The following is a 17,221-nucleotide window of genomic DNA, read 5'->3' on the forward strand; positions in this document are numbered from 1 at the left end:
GCTGGTGTGCGGCCGCTCTGACATCCGCTGCAGAGGATTTATTGCCATGAAACTCAGCAAACTGGTCCTGGCGGGCTTCAAGAGCTTCGCCGATCGAACGGAGTTCGATTTCGACGAGGGCATCAGTTGCGTCGTCGGACCCAATGGCTGCGGCAAGAGCAACATCGTCGACGCCATCAAGTGGGTGCTGGGCGAGCAGTCGGCCAAGAGCCTGCGCGGCAGCGAGATGATGGACGTGATCTTCAACGGCTCCTCCTCGCGCAAGGCCTGCGGCAGCGCCGAGGTCACGCTGGTCTTCGACAACTCCAGCGGCGTGCTGAAGAACCACCTCGAAGGCGGCGAGGCCCTGGGCGAGAGCGTCTCGATCGGGCGGCGGTTGTTCCGCAGCGGCCAGAGCGACTATCTCATCAATGGCACCCCCTGCCGGCTCAAGGACATCCGCGAACTGTTCATGGACACCGGCGTCGGGCACGACGCCTACGCCCTGATCGAGCAGGGGCGCGTCGAGGCGTTCCTGCAGGCCTCGCACGAGGACCGACGGGCGATCTTCGACGAGGCGGCCGGCATCAGCAAGTACAAGGCCCGCAAGAAAGAAGCCCTGCGCAAGCTCGAGCGCGTCGAGCAGAACCTCCTGCGCCTCGACGACGTCCTGGGCGAGCTGGAAAAGCGGCTGCGGTCGGTGAAGTACCAGGCCGGCAAGGCCAACAGCTTCCAGGCGTACACGCAGCAGCTCAAGGAGCTCAAGAGCCTGCACTTCCTGGCGCAGTACAGCGAGATGATCCAGCAGCGCGCCCAGCTCCAGGGGCGCCTCAACGAAAGCTCCGACGCCCTGGCTTTGGTCGCCCGCCGAATCGAGCAACTCGATGCCGCCGGCAGCGGCACCGAATATGAACTGGCCGATCTCGACCGCTCGCTGGCCGATCTGCAGGGACGCATCGCCGCCATGGCCGCCCAGATCGAAAGCAACCGCCAGCGCGCGGCGATGATGGCCGACAAGGCCCGCGAACTCCAGGACGCCATCGCCGCCGGCGCCTCGCGAGTGGAAACGCTCGAAGCCAAGGCCGACACCTGCCGCCAGGGACAGCAGGACTGCGCCGCCGGGCTCGAAGACGTCCACAACGAGATCGCCAGGCTCAGCCGCGATGTCGAAACCTCGCAAGAGGCCTTTCAGCGCGGCCAGAGCAGCGTGGCCGACCTGACCGCCCGGCTCGAGGACGAAAAGAGCGGCACGATCGACCTGCTGCGACGCACCGCCGGGTTGCACAACGAAATCAACGCCTCGTCGATCCGACGCGAGAACCTCTCCAGCCGCCGCACGAGCCTGGCCGACCGCGCCCAGCGCGTCTCGCGCGAGCTCGAAGAGTTCATCGCCCAGCGGGCCGCAGCCCAGGTCAAGCTCGACCAGGTCCAGGGCGTTCTCCAGGACGCCCAGACGCGCCTGGAAGAAACCCGCCGCTCGGCGGGGGAGCTTTCGGCCGGCGAGTCGACGCTGGCGGCGGAACTGGCGACCGTTCGCGAACAGCGCAGCGCCGCCGCGGGGCGCATCCAGGCCCTGCAGGAAATGCTCGACCGCCTCGACGGGGTCGACTCGGGAACGCGGCGGGTGCTCGAGGCCCGCGCCGACGGGCGCTTTGACGCCATCCGGGGCATCGTCGGGCAGTTCGTCCGAACCGACGTGCAGCACGCGCGGGTGGTCGAGGCGGCGCTGGCCGGGGCCGACCAGCAACTCGTCGTCGACCGCTTCAGCGACATCGAGACCCTCCACGCTCAACTGGCCGAACTCGTCGGCGAAAACGCCAGCATCGAACTGCTCGCCCTGGACCGCCTGGGACCCTGGCGCAGCGACCTGTCCGGTCAGCCGTGCCCGCAGGTGATCGCCCGGGCCATCGACCTGGTGCAGTTCGACGCCTGGATCGCCCCGGTCATGTGGCGACTGCTGGCCGGAACGCTCGTCACCGCCACGTTGGCCGATGCCGCCGCCGCGGCCGCGGTCCTGCCGGCGGGCCTGCGCTTCGTCACGCTGGCCGGCGAAGTGCTCGAAGCCGACGGCCTCGTGCGAATCGGCTCGACCCGCGGCGGGGGCATGATCTCCCGCAGCAGCGAGCTGAGCGAACTGCAGACGCAGGCGCAGACCCTCGGCCAGACGATTGAAACGCTCGAAGCCGACTGGCGCGCCACGCGCGACCGCAAGGACCACGTCGAGGGGCTCATCCATAGCCTCCGCACGGCGATCTACGAAGCCAACACCGAGCGCGTCGAGGCCCAGGGACGCCTCGCCGGCGTCAATGAATCCATCGCCCAGCTCCAGGGCGAACAGCCGGTCCTCGAAGGCGACCTGGCCAGCCTGGCCGAGGAAATCGAGCAGGCGATGGCCGCCCAGTTGCAGGCCCAGGAACAGGCCGCCCAGCTCGAAGAGCTCAACGCCCAGCGCCAGCAGCAGGTCGAGGCCCTGCAGGAGCAGATCGCCCAGGCCTCGCGACAGCAGGAAGAGCTGGGCCAAAGCCTCACCGACGCCAAGGTGCAACTGGCTCACATGCAGCAGAAGAAGCTGACCGTCGCCGAGACGGCCAACGCCCTGGTGCGCCAGGGTCAGCAGATCGCCCAGGACCTGGCCGCCGCGCAGGGGCAGATCGCCGAAGATCGCGGCCGCCTCGCCCAGGCCCAGGAAGCCGCTGCCGCCGCCGCGGACGCCGCGGCGACGATCGAGGCCGACAAGACCGCCCTGGCCGGCGAGATGGCCCACGTTGAGGAAAGCCGCACCGGCCTGCAGCAGAAGCTGCGCGAGATCCGCCAGCAGATCGCCGCCCAGCGCGTCGAACAAGAGTCTGCCGGCGAAAGGCTCAACGCCCTGCGCGTGGAGATGGGGCAGCTCGAAGCGCACGTGGCCGACCTGGTCGCCCGCGCCGGCGACGACATGGGCATGAACCTCGTCGAGCTGTCGCGCACGTACGAGCACGACGCCAACCGCGACTGGTCCGCCGTCGAGGCCGAGATCACCGAGCTCAAGGGCAAGATCGAACGCCTGGGCAACATCAACCTCGACGCCATCGCCGAGCAGGATGAGCTTGAAAAACGCCGCGAGTTCCTGGCCACCGAGCTGGCCGACGTGCGCGACTCGCAGCGCCAGATCGAGGAGCTCATCGAGCGGCTCAACACTGAAAGCCACGACCTGTTCGTCGAGACTTTCGAGATCGTCCGCCGCAATTTCCAGGAGCTCTTCCGCAAGCTCTTCGGCGGCGGCAGGGCGGACATCCTGCTGACGATGCCTGAGGACATTCTCGAGTCGGGCATCGAGATCGTCGCCCGCCCGCCCGGCAAAGAAACGCGCAGCCTTTCGCTGCTGTCCGGCGGCGAGAAGACGATGACGGCCCTGGCGCTGATGTTCAGCATGTTCCGCCACCGCCCGTGCCCGTTCTGTCTGCTGGACGAAGTGGACGCCGCCCTGGACGAGGCCAACACCGAGCGCTTCAGCATGCTCGTGCGCGACTTCATCGGGCACAGCCAGTTCATCATCATCTCCCACGCCAAGCGCACCATGAGCATGGCCAGCGTGCTCTACGGGGTGACGATGCAGGAACCCGGCGTCTCGCGGCGAATCAGCGTGAAGTTCGAAGACGTCGGCCACAAGCTCGACGCCCAGCTCGAACCGGTCGAGGCCTGACAGCTATAATTCTGGGACATTTAACTAAAGGGTAAAAACATGCAGACGCAGCCACCTCCCAGCCCGTATGTAATTCCTCAGCAGCGCAGCGGCTTGAGTGGGTTTGTCAAAGGTTTCACGATCGCCGACCTGGTGCTGTGCAGCGTGCGGGCGATCCTGGTTATCTTCAGTGTCATCGGCTGGGCCAGCCTTTCTCGCAGCAATGAGTTGTATCAGACGGCGGTTTTTGAAGTGCTTTCGGGGTTGGGGATCGCCCTGCTGGGGGTTCCGGGAAATATCCTGATCCTGATGAAGAAGAAGATCGGCTGCGCCTTGGGTTGGGGAAACATCGTCTTCACGGGCATGAGCATCGCCGTGGCGCTGTGGCAGGCCCCCATGCTCCACAAAATGCAGAGCGGCGCTGAGGCAGCGGGATTCATCGGCGGAGCGATTCTGGCGGTGCTGGTGCGGGTCGGCCTGCTGGTCATCTACATTGTGACGGTCGTTAGAGCCTCCAAAGAGATCGACGCCCTGTCGCAGCCGCAAGGAATCATGGAAATGCCGCCGGCTTCGCCGTACGCCCCCAGAGCCTGAGGGCAAGGCCAAAGAATTCATGTCACTGACGTTACCACGCCACAAAGGCGGGCTGGCATGGCGACACGCGTTGTTCAGCGGGCCTGCCTGCCGGCAAGGCAGGTCGCCATGGGTGTGCGTGTGGGTCCTTGCATCTCTTGGGGAAACAACCTGGCCACAGAGTGTCAGAGGATTCTGCATAATTCATCCGTCATGCGTTTTGGCCCCGGAGGGGCCGTCGTGCTTAGCCCGGATATTTCACCGCAGAGATCGCAGAGACCGCAGAGGTGTCTTGAATCAAAAGGCTTACAGAAACTTTACGGAGTGGGCCTCATGGACAGTCTGTTTTTCAGGTTATCGCCGCTCGCGACATTAGATGGTCTTGTTTTGAGCCAATTTCTTCTCTGCGTACTTTGCGGTCTCTGCGGTTCATGCAGTTTTCGTGCTTAGTCCAGGGGGCGGGGCGAGCGAAGCAAGCCCAAGCCCTGGGAATGATGCGTGGATTCAATGAGCCCCGCAGGGCGGCCGTGACGATCAGCCGGGATATTCAAGACACGAAAGGCGGCCTCGGACGTATGGTTGAGATTACCGACAACGAGAGTCACCGCAGAGAACGCAAAGCCCGCAAAGCTTGCGCGGAGCCAGCGCCAACGGCGACCCGGCGGGCAGCGAGCAAGCCCCTTGCCCAGACGCTGCGCCGGGGCGAGAATACAGGCAGACCGCCTGGGTCGGTGGGGTTCATGAAGGAGCTCGAGGCCGCCCTGGGCCGTCCCTTGCTCCCCAACCCCGGCGGCCGGCCGCGAAAGGCCAGGAAGACGAAAGAAGATGCGAAAACCTGTATGGCGCTAATGGCCCGGATATCCCCGGATATCAAAGGTCCTATCAGTAACGTCGAATGATGCGATGAAGATAGCTGCGCGACAGTTCGTCGGGTTGCTGCCGGGTGCCATCCTCCCTTGGTTTCTGGGGGGGTGCATTGTTGTTCCCACGGTTCCGATGAATGCTCCTGGTCATGGTCATACTTACAGAATCGTGGACGAACAGGGAAAGCCGATCGCGAAGGGATTTCTCGTGGTGGAGAGTTTCTATCGAGCCAATCCCGAGATGTTGCGGCTGTATCCAATTGAGGACGGAAAGGCCGTTGTTCCCGTTAAGATCGCCACACGATGTTCTGCGGGTGCTACCTTTCTGCCCTTTTGCATGTGGATATGGGTTTTCTACTTTGAAAACCCGTATGGGACCTACGTTTATCCGGTCTCCGAAGGGTTTCTGTACAAGGAGGGATGGAACGTCGCCCCTTGGGCCCCCCCCGGGAAACCCGGAGAGTTGATGGATGGCCTGACCCCGCCGCCGAGAGTGCTGCAGATGCGGAAGGTGCCGCCGGACCTCGAGCGGGAAGCCCTCGACTGGCTTGCTGGGCAGGGGCGCATGGTCGGTCAGCCCGAAGATGACCAAGCCGCGCGCGGCAAACTGAAGGGCTTTATCGACAAGCGGCTGGCGCAACTGCCGCCATCGAAGATCGTGCCCTTGGACAAGGCGATCCAGGAAAAGAATGCAACGGAGGTGCGCCGACTTCTGGACAACGGGGCAGATGTGAATCATTGCCATCTGGCCAACCACTGGCGGCCGATCTTTGAAGCCGTAGTGCGCGATGACAAGGAAATGGTCATGCTCCTGATCGAGCGCGGAGCCGAGGTGAATGTCGTGGATGCCCAAGGGGCTTCGCCTTTGGATAGAACGCAAAACGAGGATATCCGCAAGTTCCTGATCTCGCAGGGGGCTGTTTCAACGCTGAAGCACGATGATGCGCCTGCCATGCAACCAACAAGTCGCCCTTCAGGAAAGGCGGCTAAATGATCTTTTGGCGATCACTGATCTTGGTGTTCCCGCTGTTGTTTGCGGCCGGATGTCCCAGAAGCTCGATGGGACACTCGCCGTATGTCCATCTCTACTACAACGATCCTTCTTCGGGGCCGTTTGGGACAGATGCCTTAATTCATTCGTGGATATGAATCTGCCTTTTCCTATGTTCTTCGCTTTGGGGCGTGTTTCTGCACGTCCGCGCCGGGCTTTTTCCGATCCAGGGCGGCGTCCCGCCTTCGCCGAAGGCTACGCCGTGGCAGGCGCTGCCGCACTCCAGGGAGCTTGCTGCACGGTCCTGGCCACGTGGCGATGGGGACAGGCCCCTTCAGGGGCCTTCGTCCCGGCGAAGCCGGGCTTAGGCCAGGGCTTTTAGCCCTGGCACGGCGCGATGATTAATTCCCTTTTTCTTTCAGCACGCTTTAGCGTGCTTACCCCAAAAGCGCGCTAAAGCGTGCTGAGAGGAAAAACCAGAGATAAAAGAAAAGCGATGTGGCGCCCCTCGACCCGGCGAAAACGCCGGGGCTAGGCCCGCCTTCGGCGGGACGAAAGCCGCTAAAGCGGCTTGCCGGAAGGCCATGCGGTGCCTGGAACAGTCACCTATTATTGCTCTAAGAAATTGGGCGGCTGCGCACCTAGCGGGGGCTTGGGGCTGGCGGTGGGGGGCTACTATCAGTTGCCTCTGACGCGGGGAAAGTGCCCCTTGGAGTGCGGCGGCAGCGACGCCGCCCTGGATGTTTTTGGCGAACGCAAGATCCACATACACAATGAAACCCTATGCGATTGAAAGCTTCACTACGGCCATGACGCAGGCTGCAATTATGGCGTCCTCCTATTTCCGAGCAACAGCCAGGGCGGCGTCGCGGCCGCCGCACTCCAGGGTCGCTTTGCGGCGACGGAGGAATCGAGGAGTTCTTCCTCGATCCGTTTTCACAGGTTGGACATTTTGAGGCGTCTTCCCCGGGGAATAAAAGGGCTCGGCGGCAGGGGGGCGTATAACTATCACATCAGAAAGGCCCGAGCATGCAATACACTGTGACCGAACTGGCGGCCGATATCTTCCGCATCTCCACGTTTCATCCTGACTACCGCATCGAGTTTAACCAGTTCCTGATCCGCGACGACGAGCCATTCCTGATGCATACCGGCATGCGGGGCATGTTCCAGACCACGCTGGAGGGCGTGACCACGATCATCGACCCCTCGACGCTGCGGTGGATCGGATTCAGTCATTTCGAGTCCGACGAGTGCGGCGCCATGAACGACTGGTTGGCGGCCGCCCCGCGCGCCCAGGGGGTCTGCAGCTTCGTCGCGGCAATGGTGAACCTCGGCGACTTCGCCATCCGACCGCCGCGCCCGCTGGCCGATGGCGAGATACTCCCCCTGGGCCGCCACCGCCTGCAGTTCCTGGCCACGCCGCACCTGCCGCACGGCTGGGACGCGGGCCTGTTCTTCGACCAGACCCAGCGCACGCTGCTGTGCTCGGACCTGTTCTTCCAGGGAGGCAACTGCCCGCCGGTCGCCGGCCCGGAGATCATCGAGCGGGCGACCAAAGCCATCCGCGCCAGCCGCAGCGGCCCGCTGGCCCACGACATGCCCTACACCCCGCACACCGACAGCATGCTCAACCGCCTGGCCGCCCTGGACCCCCAAGCCATCGCCGCCATGCACGGCAGCTCATTCCAAGGCGACGGCCACAAGGCCCTGACCGCCCTTGCCGCCGAGATCAAATCGCTGCTGTCCACGCCCGAACCGTAGGACGAGGGCAGGTTTCGAATTTCGGATTGCGGATTGCGGATTACCGTTTGTACCCCTCGTCATGCGTGGAAGGTACGGGCGGTCTACGGGCCACAGCGACACAGAGCTCACAGAGCCGGAGAAGTCAAAGGTGGTGTTTTCTAATGCCCATCTTCTCGTTTTTCTCGGTGTCTCTGTGGCCCAACTTCTTTGTCAGTCTTGGGGCTAACGCCGCTGAAGCACGCGGAGCGGAATGTCGACTATTAGGGTCCGCGAATGCCACAACTGGATGGACATGAATGCGAAACCGCTGTGAAAAGTACAACAAAGTGCAAGGAAGTACAATTGTGGTACAGCCCGTACCTCTTTCGGGGAAGCGGTTTGCGGCGGGTTCCCTGCAAACCGCTGTGAAAAGTACAACAAAGTACAAGGAAGTACAACCATCGTCGCGATGCAAGGCGAAGCCCAAAGCTTTAAGGGTATCAGAATCAGGATCACTCGGGGCGCTACGACTATACTTCAATAGAAGAGGGCAAAGGAGCTTATCACACCCTCAGAAAGGAACTGTCATGCGATTTCCAACGCTTGTTGCCGCCGTCGCGATTACAGGGTTAGTCGGCTGCGCCAGTCCCCGCGGGGGCGGGCTGGCGAAGGAGGAGAGCTTCAAGATCGGAATCCCGATGTGGACGGTCAAGGTCAAACAAGGCGAGACCAAGACCGTCAACGTGAACCTCAGCCGGGGCGATTACTTCAAGCAGGACGTGCGTTTGCGATTGACGGCCTCGCCGGGAATCTCCGTCGAGCCGACGTCGGTGCTTGTCCGCGCGAGCGACCCGCCGGAGGTTCCGATCCGCATCAGCGCCCCGGCCAACGCCGCCCTGGGCAAGTACCGTGTGAATGTCGAAGGGACCCCCGAGCAAGGCGCCGCGACGGGCATCGACATCACTGTGGAAGTGGATGAACCGTAGGGGCGACGCATTGCGGATTTTGGATTTCGGATTGCGGATTGTCAGAAATGAGTTTTATCTCTGCGATCTCCGCGATCTCCGCGGTGAATCTCCGGATTAAGGCGCGAGGGCTTTTTCCGGATCGGCATAGAGGGTGGCGGGGCCGGCGTTTTCGGCCTGGATCGTCGCCAGGTCGGCAGCGCCTCGCCCGCGGGGAAACTTGCTGCCCTCGATGGAACCGACGTGCCCATCGGCAAAGACCACGTTGGCGACGTTTCCATGGCGGTACCCGATGCGGGAGTCGGCTGATCCGAGTTGGTTCTGCTTGTGCTTTCCGGCGTAGAGGCCGTCGGCCACGGCGACCAGGCGCGAGGGCGCCTTGAACGCCCAGCGGCTGGTCGGCTGGATGGTCACGCCATTGGTGCTGGGTCCATATCCGACGGAGGCGGTGTAGTACATGTCGGGCGTGACGGAGGTGACTGCGCCGATGGGGTTGTCGGCATTGATCCAGTAGGCGACTTTGAAGATGTTGTTGAACCCGCGGGCGGGAACAGTCGTGGCCACGTTGCCCGTGCCCGAGGCCGCCCGCACGTTGGGCCATTCCATCCAGCCCTTGGGGTTGTTCGGCTCGGTCCCGGTCTGTCCATCCTTCATGCCTTCGACGTCGATGGTGGCCGGGCAGTAGAAGACGTTGCCTCCGGAGGTGCGGCTGGTGGTCACGAGCTGGTCGCGGTCGAGCAGCGGACCCCATCCCTCCAGCGGGTTGTCCACGCCGCCGTCGGTTCCGGTCATCGTGTACGAAGGAACCACCAGGTCATTGTGGGCCCGCTGATACGCGCCCAGCCCGAACCCGATCTGCTTGAGGTTAGCCTGGCAGGCGGTGGATCGGGCCGCGACCAGGGCGTTGCCGACAATGGGCACGAGTATGGCCACCAGAACGGCGATAATGGCGATGACCACCAGCAACTCGACCAGGGTAAACCCGGCACCCTCGGCGTCGCGATGGCACGTGGTTCTTTCCAAAAGACATAACTCCTTTTGACGGGCATCACGCAACATGCGCGCCAAAAGGAGTTACGTCGGATTACCTGCCGTTTGGCCTGGTCCTTGCAGGCCGCCTGGACACTTCGTGTGCAAAGGCGCTGAATATCTGTGCAGATCAGTCCCGAGCGAATCTCTCTTCGATCTTCTTGACGGCGTTGAGGGCGGCTTTGCGGACGCCCTTGTCGACATCTTCGCGGGCGGCCTGTCTCAGGGCCGGCAGGGCCTGGGGGGCCAGCAACTTGCCCAGGCTGTTGGCGGATTCTTTGCGGACGTCCTTGCTGCCGTCGCGTGCCAGGGCCCGGGTCAGGGCGGCTACCACCGGGGGGGTATTGAAGTCGCGCAGTTCCTTGGCGGCTTTCTTGCGTTGTCCGTCATCGCCGCTGGTCAGCAGGGCGAGGTATTCGGCCGCACGGGGGTCTACGACTGTCAGCGGCCTGCGGACCACGGGCGCGGGCTGGACGACTACGGGCGGTTGCCCAGCAGGGGCGGCGATGGTCGCCGGAGGCGGCGGGGGCACGTAGGCCGGTTGTGTCGCCGGCGGTGGAGCGGGGGCTTCAACCACGACCTGCGGCGCCGGCTCGGCGGGGGCAACCTGAACCACCGGCGGGACATAGACATAGGTTGGCGCCGGAGGTGGCGGGGGCGTTACATATACCACCGCCGGAGCAGGGTAGTAATAAGGATAGCGGTACGGGCCATAGTAATAGCCGTAGTGCCCGTAATAAGGGCGCGGATGGTAGTACGGCGCATGGCCGCCGCCAACGCCGACACCGATGCCGATGGAGACGCGTGCGGCTGCGGGTTGGGCAGCGACCAGAAGAAACAGGGCAGTCAGGACAGGCAGGCAGATCCAGCGTTTCATGGGGCACCTCATTTTGTGTTGTTTCGCCGATTTCATTTCAGCATTTGCCGGCTTGAATTTCAAGTGGAGCGCGGCCGCACGGCGGTTACAGGATTTTGCGTCGCAATTCAAGAAAGGGGTGGAACTCGTCGAGAGAAAATCTGGAAACGGGACAAGGTTCCCGGAAGAACTATAAAGGAGACATGGCATGCGGAACAGACGCGGTTTTACGCTGGTTGAGTTGGCGGTGGTCGTGGTGATCATTGGCGTGTTGGCGGCCTTTGCCGTGCCGCGCTTCCTGGCGTCGGTGGAGCGGTCCAAGGCGGCTGAGGCGTTCAACTATCTTTCGTCCGTTCAGGCGGCGCAGGAGCGATTCCACGCCCGCCAGGGCACGTACGCCGACGATCTGGCAGACCTGGACATCAAGTTGACGACGCCGAAGTACTTCGCAACCGGCTCGATCGCGGCAGGCAAGACCAGCAGCCTTCAGGATTCCTGGTCGCTGACCCTGACCCGCAGCGGCGCTTCGGCCGGTTACGGCGAATACAGCGTGACCTTCACCGAAGAGGGCTACGACGGCGAGAACAGCACGATCAAGGATCATGCTGACATCAACCCGATGCAGACCTGATCGCGGCAGAACAACGATTTCACGGCGGGTCCCTCTCAGGGACCCGTTTTTTATTGGTTTTTTTCTCCGCGATTTTTGCCCCGGGTGAACTTGAAACCTACCTTGCCCTTGATCGCAGAACGCAAACTTTGCTCATAGGAGGCAAACCATGCAAAACAAACGCGGTTTCACGTTGGTCGAATTGGCCGTGGTCGTCGTGATCATCGGCGTTCTTGCCGCATTCGCGGTACCCCGGTTCCTGGCGTCGGTCGAGCGGTCCAAGGCCGCCGAGGCGTTCAACTTCCTCTCGTCGATCCAGGCGGCCCAGGAGCGGTACCACGCCCGCCAGGGCACCTACGCCGACGATCTGGCGGACCTGGACATCAAGCTGACGGCGCCCAAGTATTTCGCAGCGGGCACCATCGCCGCCGGAAAGACCAGCAGCCTGGAGGATTCGTGGACGCTGAGCCTGACTCGCAGCGGCGCATCGGCCGGCTACGGCGAGTATACCGTGACATTTACCGAAGAGGGTTTTGACACCACCAACAGCACGATCAGCGATCACGCCGACATCAACCCGATGCAGACGTGATAGCGAACGGGGGCGCGAATTCTTCTTGTCCTTAATGAACTGCGGGATTCAACGAACCGAAAGTTAACCTGTACGGGGCACACGGATGCCCCTGAACGTCCTCGAAAAGGAGACATGGCATGCGGAATAAGCGCGGATTCACCTTGGTGGAATTGGCAGTGGTCGTGGTCATCATCGGCGTTCTGGCGGCATTTGCGGTGCCCCGGTTCCTGGCGTCGGTCGAGCGGTCGAAAGCCGCCGAAGCGTTCAACTTCCTCTCATCGGTGCAGGCGGCCCAGGAGCGTTTCCACGCTCGCCAGGGCACGTATGCCGACGACCTGAAGGACCTGGACATCAAGATGACCGCCCCGAAGTACTTTGCCACCGGGACGGTGGCCGCGGGCAAGACCAGCAGCCTGCAGGATTCCTGGACGCTGACCCTGACCCGCAGCGGCGCCTCGGCCGGCTACGGCGAATACAGCGTGACCTTCACCGAAGAGGGCTACGACGGCGAGAACAGCACGATCAAGGATCATGCCGATATCAACCCGATGCAGACCTAACGGCAACCGGTTTTGAAATCGACGCAGACGCGTCCGGCCCATGCGGCGGGACGCGTCTGTGTCGTTTACCGGTAACCCGGAAACCGCATGCACCGCAGAGACCGCGGAGACCGCAGAGGGGCAAGAGCTCAAGGCCATGTGGGCAGGGTGGCATGGCGACGCACGTTTCTGTTTCTCGTGGGTCGCCATGATCAGCACGAGCCCCATGGCGACCCGCTGAAACAACGCGTGTCGCCTGCCACCCCGGTTCAACTTCTCTTGAACATTATGCCTCTGCGGTCTCTGCGATCTCCGCGGTGAATGGCTGTGACGGGAGCAAGAGGCTAAGGGGCATCGGGGGGGCGTTATTTAAGGGCGGGGCGGGAATGACCGACGTTGAAGACGTGTCTGACCTCGCGCAGGAGGTCCGGAATCATTCTCCAGCTTTGTGGCGTGGAGGTTTGTGAACCGTTAATGAAGTCCCTCAAGGACAAGATGAACTGGGCGATATCCGTCGGCGTCTATCTCACGGACGCCGCGATGACCATCGCCACGGTGGCCGCCGGCGTGGCGGGCAAGAAGGCCTCTACCGAGCAGGTCGCTTTCGAGCCCCAGGACGGTCCCGGCGAGGCATTGGCGGCCTGGCTCGAGACGAATCTTACCCCGGGCCAGCGCAGTGCCGCGTCGGTCTGCGTGGGCCTGGGCGCCGAGTTGATGTTCTTCACCACGCGCGTCGCCGAGGCTGAGGCGCAGGGTCTGGCCGGTGAGTCCGGCGCCGTTGCCGCCGCCGCCGACGCCGATGCCGACATCGTCAGCGACACCCTCAAGTCCAAGCTCAACGGCGCTACCATCAGCACCGTGGCCGCCTGCCAGAAGACGCGCGCCGACCAGATCTTCCAGGCCCTGACCCGCTCGGGCATCAAAGACTATCGCCTGGCGCCGGCCCCGTGGGCGGCGATCACCTCCGGCGAAGGGACCAAGGTCCCGCGCGGCTGGAAGACGTATATTCGCGTGCTTCTGGGACCGGCCGGCGGGCTGGCGGCGCTGGTGGCTTCGGGCAGACCGCTGCTGTGGCGGCGGTTCGTGCGAGGCAGCGACCCGGTGGCCAACATCATCTCGGCCATTCGCAACCTGCAGGTCCACGCGACGGTCAAGCTGGGCATCGCCGAGTTGTCGGGGGCAGTGGTTCAGGGCAGCGAGGAGGAAGGCCTGGGCGAGGGGCTGGAAAAAGAGACCGCCTTGCCGGTCGTGGTACACCGCGGCGGCGGCATGAGCGACGAAGGATACGCCTGCGCGCTGGCCGAGGCGGCCCGCAAACGCACCATCGAGTGGCTGGACATGTTCCGCACGATGAGACCGCCGGCCACCCTCAAGGAACTGTTCCCCAGGAAACTGGCGATCGCGATGCTCCTGATGGCCGGCGCCATCGGCGTGTACATGTGGAATCTGCAGAGCGACCTGGAAACGACCTACGCCTCCCTCAAAAGGCAGAATGCCTCGCACAAGTGGGCCGCCAAGCTGCGAACGAACGAGATCGAAAATGAGCGAAAGACGCTCGAAACCGAGGTGCAGGCCGTTCGCTCCTTCCTGTCGACGCGCGTGATCTGGAGCAACTACCTGGCCGACCTGCCCGGTCGCCTGCCGCCCAACGCCTGCCTGACCAACATCACCGGGGAATACGAATTGCAGATGAGCAAGGGCAAGAATCCCCGCAAGGCCAACCAGTCGCTGACGCTGCGGGGGATGGCGCGATTCCCCGACCGCGGGTCGGCGCCCAAGGAGATCGACCAGTTCCTTGAGTCGCTGCGCGAGGTGGCGATTCTCAAACGCGACTTCCCGCGACTCAACCTCGTCGAGATCAAGTGGCGCAAAGACGCCGCCAGCGATATCGCCCTGTTCACGATCCTGGGCCTGCCCAAGGAAAAGCGGGCCGCCGTCGCCGCGGAGAAAGGCTGATCGAATGTCCGTCGCCGCCGACAAAGCCAGACTCCTGCAGTACAAGGCCCATCTTGTCAAGGTCCTGGGCGACCCGGTCAAGATGCGATTGGCTATTGTCGCGGCCATCACGCTGGTGGCGGCCGTGGCGATCTACATGCCGCTGTCTGATGCGATCGAGCAGCAGCAGCGTCTGGTGGCGGCGGAGAAGAAGCGCCTCTCTCTGGTGCAGGACGTCGAGAGTCTGCGCAAACAGGTAACCGACTACCAGGATCGCATTGGTCAGCAGAGCGATACCAACGAGTGGGTGCAGTACCTTTTGGCCGGTTCGCGCGCAGCCAAGGTGAAGCTGCGCAATATGGAGTCGAAGCAACCGCAGGCGGTCGGCCCGTACAAGGCTGTCTCGCTGGCGGTGGAAGTCCAGGGGACATATCCGCAGATGAGGCAGTTCATCGAGTGGCTCGACCGCTCGGATCGCCTGCTGCGGGTGGACATGATGCGGATGGAGAAGATGCCCGATGTGATCGTAATGAAGGTCTACGTGCTGGGACTGGTTCGCAAAAGTGCTTAAGAAACTCAACAAGTTGGCGCCGTACCTTGCGGCGGGCATCATGGGCTACCTGGCGTACTGCGCCGGCGAAGGGGGCCCCGCGCGGGCGACGGCGGAGAAGCCCTCCCCGCTGATCACGCGCCAGATGCTGCGCCCGACGCTGATGAGCCCGCAGGGCAATGACGCCCCGCGCGATCCGTTCGAAGTGGACTGGTCCAGCTATCTCAACCGCGCTGCCCAGAAGATCGAGCCGCCCAAGCGGAGCCTGACGGCATCGACGCAGCCCGCCGATGCGCCGCTCGCGGCGGCCTCGGCGCCAGTCAAGATGACGGCGAGCCAGCCGGCGAGCCAGCCGGCGTCGCAACCCGCCTCGGCGCCGGTAGTGCCGCCGTTGCCGGCCAGCGCCGTGACGGGCATCTGCCTGGGCGAGGACATTCAGTTGGTCGTCGTCGGCGACATGATCTACAAGACCGGCGACACGATCGGCGGCAGCGATTCGGCGCGCGGCTGGGTGGTCGAGCGGATCGAGCCCGACGGGGCCGTTCTGCGATTCGGCGCCCTGACCCGGAAGATCGCCATGCCCGCCCCCAAGGGTCCGACGCCGACGGTCCCGCCCGTCCAGCTCCAAGGCAGGGAGAAATCGTCATGATCCAGGACGCGTCAGTCGGAACCCACCAGTCGCTGCTGGTGCGGCTGCTGCTGGACCGCAACCTGCTCCAACCGGCAGACATGAACGAGGTGCAGCAGGTCCTGAGCCAACCCAATACCTCCGTCGAGGAGGCGCTGGTCGGCGCCGAGATTGTCAGCGACGTAGTGATCGCCCAGGTCTACGCCGAGCACCTGCGCCTGCCCCTGGCGGGGCTGGACGACCCGCTGGCCTTCGACGCCGCCCTGGTCGAGCGGGTGGGCGAGAAAACCTGCCGCGAGCACCTGGTGCTGCCCCTCCAGGCCGTCGACGGCGCGCTCAATGTCGCCTTCGTCAACCCGACCGACTTGACTGTCTTCGAGCAGATCCAGATGCTCACGCACCTGGTGATCCTGCCGGTGGTGGCCCCGCTGAACCTGTTGACCGAGGCGCTGAATGAAGCCTTCGGAAAGCGCGACGTCATCAAAGAAATCAGCAAGGAGGCCAGCCGGACCATCGAGACGCCCGAGGAGTCCGATTCCGTCGACGAGGTGGTGGACTTGGACCGCCCCGTGCCCAAGGGGCGCGACAGCCACGTCATCCGCCTGGTCAACCACATCCTGTCCTGGGCCGTCCGCAACGGCGCCAGCGACATCCACATGGAGCCCTTCGAGAACTGCGTCAAGGTCCGAACCCGCGTCGACGGGCAGTTGCAGGAGTTTTCGCCGCCGCCGCGCGAGATGTACCTGCCGATGATCAGCCGCCTGAAGGTGCTCTCGAAGATGGACATCGCCGAGCGCCGCGTCCCGCAGGACGGGGCCATCGCCCTGACGGTCGACCAGAAGCGCGTTGACCTGCGCGTCAGCACCGTGCCCACCGTCTATGGCGAAAAGATGGTGCTGCGAATCCTCTCCAAGGGCGCCATCCCGCTGGACATGACCAAGCTGGGCTTCAGCCAGAAACAGGCCGACGACTTCCGCATCGCCGCCGAGAGCCCGCACGGGCTGCTGCTGGTGACCGGACCCACCGGAAGCGGAAAGAGCACCACCCTCTACGCCACGCTGAACCTGCTCAACAAACCCAACGTCAACGTGATGACCGTCGAGGACCCCGTCGAGTACAAGTTCGAGGGGCTCAACCAGGTCCACGTGCGGGCGCAGGTGGGGCTGACCTTCGCCTCGGCGCTGCGGGCCTTCCTGCGACAGGACCCCGACGTGATCATGGTCGGCGAGGTGCGCGACCAGGAGACCGCCCAGATCTGTCTGCGCGCCGCCCTGACCGGGCACATGGTGCTCTCGACGCTGCACACCAACGACGCCCTGGCGGCGATCAACCGCATGGCCGACATGGGCATCGAGCGGTTTCTGCTGGCTTCGGCGTTGAGGCTGGTCGAGGCCCAGCGCCTCGTGCGGCGCCTGTGCTCCAAGTGCAAGGAGGCGTACAAACTCGACCCCGAAACCGCGGCCAAGTGGAAGATGGACCCCGCGGCGGAGTATTTCCGCCCCAAGGGCTGCGACCTGTGCCGCAACACCGGATACAAGGGGCGGGTGGGGCTCTTCGAGGTCATCCGCATCACCCCGAAGCTGCGCGACATGATCAGCGAGAACGTCCCCCTGCCCGAACTGCGCCGCGAGGCGCAGAACCAGAACATGATGCTGCTGGCCGACGCGGGCCTGGACAAGGTCCGCAGCGGCGACACCAGCATGGAAGAAGCCCTCAGCGTCTCCATGGCGGAATCGGAGTAAA

Annotated in this window: 14 protein-coding genes; 12 read left to right on the top strand and 2 right to left on the bottom strand. The window is 63.6% G+C overall.

From position 1 onward, the window contains the following. Positions 1 to 46 precede the first annotated feature (46 nt). From smc to ABFD92_15815, 5 genes are all read left to right on the top strand, one after another. On the top strand, positions 47 to 3,661 hold the full coding sequence (gene smc / locus ABFD92_15795) for a chromosome segregation protein SMC (protein MEN6506001.1): 3,615 nt from the start codon (positions 47 to 49) through the stop codon (positions 3,659 to 3,661). Positions 3,662 to 3,700: 39 nt separating this feature from the next. Continuing rightward, on the top strand, positions 3,701 to 4,234 hold the full coding sequence (locus tag ABFD92_15800) for a hypothetical protein (protein MEN6506002.1): 534 nt from the start codon (positions 3,701 to 3,703) through the stop codon (positions 4,232 to 4,234). Positions 4,235 to 5,116: 882 nt separating this feature from the next. Beyond that, positions 5,117 to 6,070 carry an ankyrin repeat domain-containing protein gene (locus tag ABFD92_15805; protein ID MEN6506003.1) on the top strand — a complete coding sequence of 318 codons (954 nt, stop codon included), beginning with the start codon at positions 5,117 to 5,119 and terminating at the stop codon, positions 6,068 to 6,070. 1,026 nt (positions 6,071 to 7,096) lie between these two features. Then, positions 7,097 to 7,831, top strand: a complete 735-nt coding sequence (locus ABFD92_15810) for an MBL fold metallo-hydrolase (protein ID MEN6506004.1) — start codon at positions 7,097 to 7,099, stop codon at positions 7,829 to 7,831. A gap of 548 nt (positions 7,832 to 8,379) precedes the next feature. Continuing rightward, positions 8,380 to 8,778, top strand: coding sequence for a hypothetical protein (locus ABFD92_15815; GenBank protein ID MEN6506005.1), 399 nt, complete (start codon positions 8,380 to 8,382; stop codon positions 8,776 to 8,778). Positions 8,779 to 8,874: 96 nt separating this feature from the next. On the opposite strand, the gene ABFD92_15820 is transcribed toward ABFD92_15815, so the two are convergent. Then, positions 8,875 to 9,780, bottom strand: a complete 906-nt coding sequence (locus ABFD92_15820) for a DUF1559 domain-containing protein (GenBank protein MEN6506006.1) — start codon at positions 9,778 to 9,780, stop codon at positions 8,875 to 8,877. Between the two features lie 136 nt (positions 9,781 to 9,916). Next, complete coding sequence (locus ABFD92_15825; protein MEN6506007.1) at positions 9,917 to 10,663, bottom strand: HEAT repeat domain-containing protein; 747 nt, start codon at positions 10,661 to 10,663, stop codon at positions 9,917 to 9,919. A 187-nt stretch (positions 10,664 to 10,850) separates the two neighbouring features. Between ABFD92_15825 and ABFD92_15830 the strand changes: the two genes are divergently transcribed. The 7 genes from ABFD92_15830 (at position 10,851) to ABFD92_15860 (ending at position 17,220) form a co-directional block, all read left to right on the top strand. Next, positions 10,851 to 11,273, top strand: coding sequence for a prepilin-type N-terminal cleavage/methylation domain-containing protein (locus ABFD92_15830; protein MEN6506008.1), 423 nt, complete (start codon positions 10,851 to 10,853; stop codon positions 11,271 to 11,273). A gap of 148 nt (positions 11,274 to 11,421) precedes the next feature. Next, positions 11,422 to 11,844, top strand: a complete 423-nt coding sequence (locus ABFD92_15835; protein MEN6506009.1) for a prepilin-type N-terminal cleavage/methylation domain-containing protein — start codon at positions 11,422 to 11,424, stop codon at positions 11,842 to 11,844. A 119-nt stretch (positions 11,845 to 11,963) separates the two neighbouring features. Next, a complete protein-coding gene (locus ABFD92_15840; GenBank protein ID MEN6506010.1) occupies positions 11,964 to 12,386 on the top strand; it encodes a prepilin-type N-terminal cleavage/methylation domain-containing protein in 423 nt (140 codons plus the stop codon). 453 nt (positions 12,387 to 12,839) lie between these two features. Next, positions 12,840 to 14,321 (top strand): hypothetical protein, encoded by a 1,482-nt coding sequence (locus ABFD92_15845; GenBank protein MEN6506011.1) that lies wholly within the window; start codon positions 12,840 to 12,842, stop codon positions 14,319 to 14,321. A gap of 4 nt (positions 14,322 to 14,325) precedes the next feature. After that, positions 14,326 to 14,871: a GspMb/PilO family protein gene (locus ABFD92_15850; GenBank protein ID MEN6506012.1), complete on the top strand. Its 546-nt coding sequence runs from the start codon at positions 14,326 to 14,328 to the stop codon at positions 14,869 to 14,871. Continuing rightward, entirely contained in the window at positions 14,864 to 15,499 is a 636-nt protein-coding gene (locus ABFD92_15855) for a hypothetical protein (protein ID MEN6506013.1), read from the top strand. The genes ABFD92_15850 and ABFD92_15855 overlap by 8 nt, the downstream gene beginning before the upstream one ends. After that, positions 15,496 to 17,220, top strand: coding sequence for a GspE/PulE family protein (locus tag ABFD92_15860; protein ID MEN6506014.1), 1,725 nt, complete (start codon positions 15,496 to 15,498; stop codon positions 17,218 to 17,220). Before ABFD92_15855 ends, ABFD92_15860 begins: the two co-directional genes overlap by 4 nt. Position 17,221: the final 1 nt, after the last annotated feature.

The sequence above is a fragment of the Planctomycetaceae bacterium genome (assembly GCA_039680605.1).
GTDB lineage: Bacteria > Planctomycetota > Phycisphaerae > SM23-33 > SM23-33 > JAJFUU01.